The sequence below is a fragment of the Streptomyces sp. CRN 30 genome (genome assembly GCF_034105845.1).
Genome location: NZ_JAVRHI010000051.1, coordinates 1 through 6,254 on the forward strand (window position 1 = coordinate 1; position 6,254 = coordinate 6,254).

A 6,254-nucleotide genomic window follows, 5' to 3' on the forward strand; every position below is an offset into this window, starting at 1 on the left:
CGGCGTTCGGCGGCGGTGGCCGCGTCCCGGGCCGCGGTCAGCGCGGACTCGGCCTCGGCCAGCGCCGCCCTGGCCGCCTGGTGCCGCTCGGCCAGTTCCGTCTCCCCGGCGTCCAGGCCGTCCACCTCGGCCTTCAGCGCCGCGTACTCCTCCTCGGCGGTGACGGCACGTTCCTGCGCCGCGTCGCGGGCGTCGGCGAGGCGGTCGATCTCGGCCTGGGCGGAGGCGGCGCGGGAGCGGGCCGCGCCGACCTGACCACTGAGCCGGGCGAGCCCCTCGCGGCGGTCGGCGACGGCCCGTGCGACGTCCTTCAGCCGGCGCTCCTCCAGGGTTAGGTCGCGCTCCAGTTCGGCACGGTGCGCGACCGTGTCGTCCAGCGCGTGCCGGGCCGCCTCCAGCATCGCCTCGAGCTCGGCCTCCTGCTCACGGACGCGGGCGGCCTCGCGCTCCAGGTCCTCGGGGTCACGGCCGCGCCGTTCCTCCGGGGGCGCCGAGATGGCGCTGGTCACCCGTGCCTCGGCGAGCGAGACGGTGCCGCGCACACGCTCGGCGAGCTGGGAGAGGTCGTACCAGGTCTGTTGCGCCCGTTGCAGACGCGGGGCCAGCCGCCGTACCTCGTCCTCCAGCAGCGCCTCCCGCCGGAGCGCCCTCCCCAGTTCCGCCTCGGCGGCCTCCTTGCGCTCCTTCAGCGCGGCCTCGTCGGCGATCTCCGCAGCGAGTGCCTCACGCAGCGCCACGAGGTCGTCGGCGAGGAGGCGCAGCCGGGCGTCGCGCAGGTCGGCCTGGATGACGGCGGCCCGGCGGGCGACGGCGGCCTGCCGGCCCAGCGGTTTGAGCTGTCGGCGCAGTTCGTCGGTGAGGTCCTGGACGCGGGCGAGGTTGGCCTGCATCGCGTCCAGTTTGCGCAGCGCCTTCTCCTTGCGCTTGCGGTGCTTGAGGACGCCGGCGGCCTCCTCGATGAAGGCGCGGCGGCCCGTGGGGTCGGCGTGCAGCACGGAGTCGAGCTGGCCCTGGCCGACGATGACGTGCATCTCGCGGCCGATGCCGGAGTCGGAGAGCAGTTCCTGGATGTCGAGGAGACGGCAGGTGTCACCGTTGATCTGGTACTCGCTGCTGCCGCCGCGGAACATGATCCGCGTGATGGTGACCTCGGCGTACTCGATGGGGAGCGCCCCGTCGGAGTTGTCGATGGTCAGGGACACCTCGGCGCGGCCGAGCGGCGGGCGCCCGGTGGTCCCGGCGAAGATGACGTCCTCCATCTTGCCGCCGCGCAGGGACTTGGCGCCCTGCTCGCCCATGACCCAGCTCAGTGCGTCCACGACGTTGGACTTGCCCGAGCCGTTCGGGCCCACGACGCACGTGATGCCCGGCTCGAAGCGCAGCGTGGTCGCCGACGCGAACGATTTGAACCCGCGCAGGGTCAGGGCCTTGAGGTGCACGCCGTCGGACTTTACCTCCCGGCCCTCCGCGGACGGCGTCCCCGCACGGTGGCCACCGCGCGTCGTATGTTTGCGCGTTGGGTATCAGTCCATGAACGCTCGGTTTCACACGAACATGTGCAGGGCACACCAGACGTGAAGAGAGCGGGAGGACGTGGCGGGGGAAAGAGAAAGGGACGCCGAAGAGGCGTCCCTTGCAGATCTGACAACAACTTAGCGGTGGGAACGAGTCGCCCGACCACTGCTGTCGTTGCGCGATGCAGCGGTCAGGTGAGCGCAGGCTCCGCCTGGTGTGCGTCGATGCTGTCGACAAGCGAATCGTGAGAAGCGGCAGCCGTCAGCGCGTCGTTCTCGGCCTGGATACGTCCGAGTTCGGATTCCAGATCCTGTACGCGCTGCTGGAGCCGTCGCATCTCGGCGAGGAGTCGCGGGTCGGAGCCGCCGACGTAACCGAGAAGCGCCTTTGCCATGATGGATGGTCCTCCGCACTGATGACCGACCGAAGCGGTGTGGGTCGTGAGGGAATCGCACCCGGGGTGCTTGGCACTCTTGAGTTTGCTGCCGTCGATCCATGCCAAACAGCTAAGGTGCGCGGGGCTTTCAGCGTCTCACCAAAAAGTTTGACGGTCAACACGATCACGCCCCGCATTGGCGGGCGACCCGGGCGCGCGCGGCCGGTGACGAGCGGCGCTGCGACTTCTGCGGGGCCCCGGGACCGGGGAGGTCGCCGTGTACCGCGGAGCCTGCCATGACACGCGCTTCTTGGCAACCACCAGGACCTTTTCGCTCCGGCCGGACGCCGAGGGCATGTTCCGCCCCCTCCGTCCCGCCGGCCGCGGCGCCGGGGATCACCGGATGGCGAAGCCCTCGTAGCCCCCGCGGGGTGTGTCCCAGATCTCGGTGACTCCGTCCACGCGCCCGGGCGTGTCTTCACCGAGGAGCCAGTCGAGCAGCCCCTCGCACCCCTCGCGCGGACCCTCCGCGACCACTTGGACGCGGCCGTCCGCGAGATTGAGAGCAAAACCACTCAGGCCGCCGATCTCCAGGGCCCGGGCGCGCGTGAACCAGCGGAAACCCACACCTTGCACCTGTCCGCGCACCCAGGCGACCAGCCGTACATGCTCATTCATGGCTGCACGCTAACGGGCCAATGTCACGGTGAGCACTTCCTCCCCGGGTGCCATGCTGTACCGTCCGGTCGCAATGAATCTCATATGAAACTCACTCGTTCGTGTGAGTTCAGTGAAGACAGAGACCGCAAGGTCGAGGAAGGCCAGGACATGGGACGCCACCGACGCCACGCCGCCGGCCGCGCCGCCACGGGCCGCGCCACCGGAACCGCGCACGCCCACGACGCCCCCACGGAGCACTACGGTCCGGAGAACCTGTACGGCTTCGCCGCCGTGCTCGAGGACGAGGCCGCCGCACCGCCCGGACGCCGTTCGCACCGCAAGCAGAAGAAGACCGTGACGCCCGTGCGCACCGGCCTGCTCGGTGTCTCCGCGGCCGTCGCCCTCGGCACCGTCGCGGTGGCCACCGGCGTACTGCCCGGGGGCGACAGCTACACGGTCAGCGGTGGCGGCAACACCGACACCCCGGTGCAGCCGGCCACCTCGCCCTCGGGTCTGGAGACGCAGCAGGGCGGTTCGCGGGACGCGGCCGCCGACCGTGAGGACGAGTCCGCGAGCAGCCGCGACAACCGCCGCGAGGCCTCCCCGTCCGCCTCCCCCTCGTCACCGTCGCCCGAGAAGACCACGCCCTCCGCGGAGCCGTCCGAGGAACCGTCGTCGCAGGCGCCGGAGAGCGAGGCCCCCGAGAAGTCCGAGGCGCCCGCCGAGAAGGCGACGGAGACGCCCGCGGAGCCGGAGAAGACCGTCCCGGCCGACACCTCCGGCGAGACGCAGATCGCGGCCCAGGTGCTCGCCCTGGTGAACGAGGAGCGGGCCACGGCGGGCTGCAGTCCGGTGTCGGCGAACAGCGCACTGGCGCAGCTGGCCTCCGCCTTCAGCAAGGACATGGCCTCCCGCGGCTTCTTCGACCACACCGACCCCGACGGCAACAGCCCCTGGGACCGTGCGGGGGCCCTCGGCATCACCGGCCTGGGCGGCGAGAACATCGCCCGCGGCCAGGCCACGGCCGAGGCGGTGATGGAGGCCTGGATGAACAGCCCCGGCCACCGCGCCAACATCCTGAACTGCGACTTCACCACCCTCGGCGTAGGCGTGCACCTCGGCGAGGGCGGGCCCTGGTGGACGCAGGACTTCGGCTACTGACCGAATCCCCGCGACAGTGGGCACGGCACTGACCGGCGGTTGGCGCAATCTTCTGGTCAGTGCTGTGCCGCAGTACGCTCATCTCATGGAAACCACAGCGCGGGCGGTCCCCGGCACGGAAGGTGCGGGGAGCGACGCCGACCCGCTCCTGTTCGACGTGTTCGCCAGGCACTGTCCCTCCCGCTCCACCCTGGAGCACGTGACCGGACGCTGGGGCGCGCTGACGCTGGGGGCGCTGCACGAGGGTTCGCTCCGGTTCAACCAGCTGCGCCGTCGCGTCGACGGCGTCAGCGAGAAGATGCTCTCCCAGACGCTGCACGCCCTGGAGCGCGACGGCCTGGTGCACCGCGAGGCCCAGCCCACCAACCCGCCCCGCGTCGACTACACCCTCACCCCGCTGGGCCGGGAGGTCGCCGAGCGCCTGCTGTCGCTCATCGGCTGCGTGGAGGACCGCATGGACGAGGTGCTGCGGGCGCGCGAGCGTTACGACGAGGCGCGCGGCGCCCGCTGACAGCGCGGGCAGAAGTAGCTGGAGCGGTTCATCCAGGCGCGCCGTCGCATCGGGGTGGCGCACCTGCGGCAGGGCAGCCCCTCCCGCCCGTACGCGTCGAGGGAGCGGTCGAAGTACCCCGACTCGCCGTTGACGTTCACGTAGAGGCTGTCGAAGCTGGTGCCGCCGACGGCGAGCGCCGCGTTCATCACGTCCCGTGCGTGGCCCAGCAGTTCGAGGGTGCGCGGCCGGGTGAGGCCGGCGGTCGGGCGCTCGTAGTGGATGCGGGCGCGCCACAACGCCTCGTCCGCGTAGATGTTGCCGACGCCGCTGATCAGGGACTGGTCCAGCAGGGCCCGCTTGATCGTCGTCCGCTTGCGGCGCAGCGCCCGGTGGAACGCCTCCTCGTCGAAGAGCGGGTCGAGGGGGTCCCGCGCGATGTGCGCGATCACGTCGGGCAGTCCGTCGGAGGTCGTGTCGTGCAGCGACAGGCCGCCGAAGGTGCGCTGGTCGACGAAGCGGAGCTCGGTGTCCAGGGCGTCGGTGAAGCGCACCCGGATGCGCAGGTGCTTCTCGTCGGGCGCGGAGTGCGGCTGCACCAGCAGCTGGCCGCTCATGCCGAGGTGCGCGAGGACGGCGAAGCCGGACTCCTCCACCGGCAGCCACAGGTACTTGCCGCGCCGGCTCGGCTCACCGATGCGGCGTCCCCGCAGACGGTGTGCGAAGTCCTCGGCGCCGGCCAGGTGGCGGCGGACCGCCCGCGGGTGCAGGACCTCGACGTCGGCGACGGTCCGGTGGGCCACCCAGCGTGCCAGTCCGCGCCGTACGACCTCGACCTCGGGCAGTTCGGGCACGGGGCTCCTCGGGCAGGGGGCGGGGGGCGGAAGGGGGGCATCCGCAGCGTAGCGCGCCGTGCGGGACCGCCCGCCGGGCGGTTTTCGGCGGGGAAGGCGAGAACCCCGCCGGACCGGTGTCCGGCGGGGTTCCGCGAAGGTTTCCGCGGAGCGAGTGGCGAGGGTCAGGCCTGCGCGGCGCCGGACGGGGCGTCCGCGCTGCCCTCGGTGTGCTCGGTGGCCGCCGCGGCCGCCTTCGCCCGCTCGTCCGCCGCGGAGCGGATCGCACGCCAGGCGGACTCGGCCGCCTGCTGCTCCGCTTCCTTCTTGCTGCGGCCGGTGCCGGTGCCGTACGAGACGCCTCCGACGCGGGCGGCAGCAGTAAAGGTCTTCTCGTGGTCGGGGCCGGTCTCCGTGACCAGGTACTCGGGCACGCCGAGCCCCTCGGTCGCGGTGAGCTCCTGGAGACTGGTCTTCCAGTCCAGGCCGGCACCGAGGTTGGAGGACTTCTCGATCAGTGGGTCGAACAGGCGGTGCACCAGCTCGGAGGCCGCGTCCAGCCCCTGGTCGAGATAGACCGCGCCGATCACCGCTTCCAGGGTGTCGGCGAGGATCGAGGCCTTGTCCCGGCCGCCCGTGCCCTCTTCGCCCCGGCCGAGCCGGATGAAGGAGCCGAGTTCGAGCCCGCGGCCCACCTCCGCCAGCGCACGCGAGTTGACCACCGCGGCCCGCAGTTTGGCCAGCTGGCCCTCGGGCAGGTCGGGGTGGGTGCGGTACAGCGTGTCCGTGACCACCAGACCGAGCACGGAGTCCCCGAGGAACTCCAGGCGCTCGTTGGTGGGCAGACCGCCGTTCTCGTACGCGTAGGAACGGTGGGTCAGCGCACGCACCAGAAGGGCGGACTCGAGCTGGTACCCGAGCCGCCCCTCCAGAAGCGTGTGGGACGAGGCTGTGGTGTCCGCCTTCTTCCTGGCGTTCGAGTCCGCCTTGGCGTCATCCGCCTTCTTGGGACTGGACACAGTGCCTCTCACCAGCCGCTCAGACCTCGAGGACCTGGCGCTTGTTGTAGGTGCCGCACGACGGGCACGCGATGTGCTGCTGCTTGGGCTCGTGGCAGCGCTCGCACGCAACCAGGGTGGGGACCGCAGCCTTCCACTGCGACCGGCGGTGGCGCGTGTTGCTGCGCGACATCTTCCGCTTCGGAACAGCCACGGCTACT

Annotated in this window: 8 protein-coding genes; 2 read left to right on the forward strand and 6 right to left on the reverse strand. The window is 71.6% G+C overall.

The window, feature by feature from the left end; all coding sequences use genetic code 11:
• From UW392_RS05095 to UW392_RS05105, 3 genes are all read right to left on the reverse strand, one after another.
• Positions 1 to 1,439 (reverse strand): chromosome segregation SMC family protein (locus tag UW392_RS05095; RefSeq protein WP_320773649.1); only part of this gene is annotated, 1,439 nt, incomplete at its 3' end.
• Positions 1,440 to 1,705: 266 nt separating this feature from the next.
• Positions 1,706 to 1,909, reverse strand: a complete 204-nt coding sequence (locus tag UW392_RS05100) for a hypothetical protein (RefSeq protein ID WP_320773650.1) — start codon at positions 1,907 to 1,909, stop codon at positions 1,706 to 1,708.
• Between the two features lie 378 nt (positions 1,910 to 2,287).
• Positions 2,288 to 2,569 (reverse strand): acylphosphatase, encoded by a 282-nt coding sequence (locus UW392_RS05105; RefSeq protein WP_320773651.1) that lies wholly within the window; start codon positions 2,567 to 2,569, stop codon positions 2,288 to 2,290.
• A gap of 150 nt (positions 2,570 to 2,719) precedes the next feature.
• On the opposite strand from UW392_RS05105, the gene UW392_RS05110 reads away from it, so the two are divergent.
• Both UW392_RS05110 and UW392_RS05115 read left to right on the forward strand, forming a co-directional pair.
• Positions 2,720 to 3,712, forward strand: a complete 993-nt coding sequence (locus UW392_RS05110) for a CAP domain-containing protein (protein WP_320773652.1) — start codon at positions 2,720 to 2,722, stop codon at positions 3,710 to 3,712.
• Between the two features lie 85 nt (positions 3,713 to 3,797).
• On the forward strand, positions 3,798 to 4,223 hold the full coding sequence (locus UW392_RS05115) for a helix-turn-helix domain-containing protein (RefSeq protein ID WP_320773653.1): 426 nt from the start codon (positions 3,798 to 3,800) through the stop codon (positions 4,221 to 4,223).
• On the opposite strand, the gene mutM is transcribed toward UW392_RS05115, so the two are convergent.
• The 3 genes from mutM to rpmF form a co-directional block, all read right to left on the reverse strand.
• Positions 4,196 to 5,056: a bifunctional DNA-formamidopyrimidine glycosylase/DNA-(apurinic or apyrimidinic site) lyase gene (gene mutM / locus UW392_RS05120; protein WP_320773654.1), complete on the reverse strand. Its 861-nt coding sequence runs from the start codon at positions 5,054 to 5,056 to the stop codon at positions 4,196 to 4,198. The genes UW392_RS05115 and mutM overlap by 28 nt on opposite strands.
• 164 nt (positions 5,057 to 5,220) lie before the next feature.
• Entirely contained in the window at positions 5,221 to 6,066 is an 846-nt protein-coding gene (rnc, locus tag UW392_RS05125; protein ID WP_320773655.1) for a ribonuclease III, read from the reverse strand.
• 7 nt (positions 6,067 to 6,073) lie between these two features.
• Positions 6,074 to 6,247 carry a 50S ribosomal protein L32 gene (gene rpmF, locus UW392_RS05130; RefSeq protein WP_003951102.1) on the reverse strand — a complete coding sequence of 58 codons (174 nt, stop codon included), beginning with the start codon at positions 6,245 to 6,247 and terminating at the stop codon, positions 6,074 to 6,076.
• Between the last annotated feature and the right edge of the window lie 7 nt (positions 6,248 to 6,254).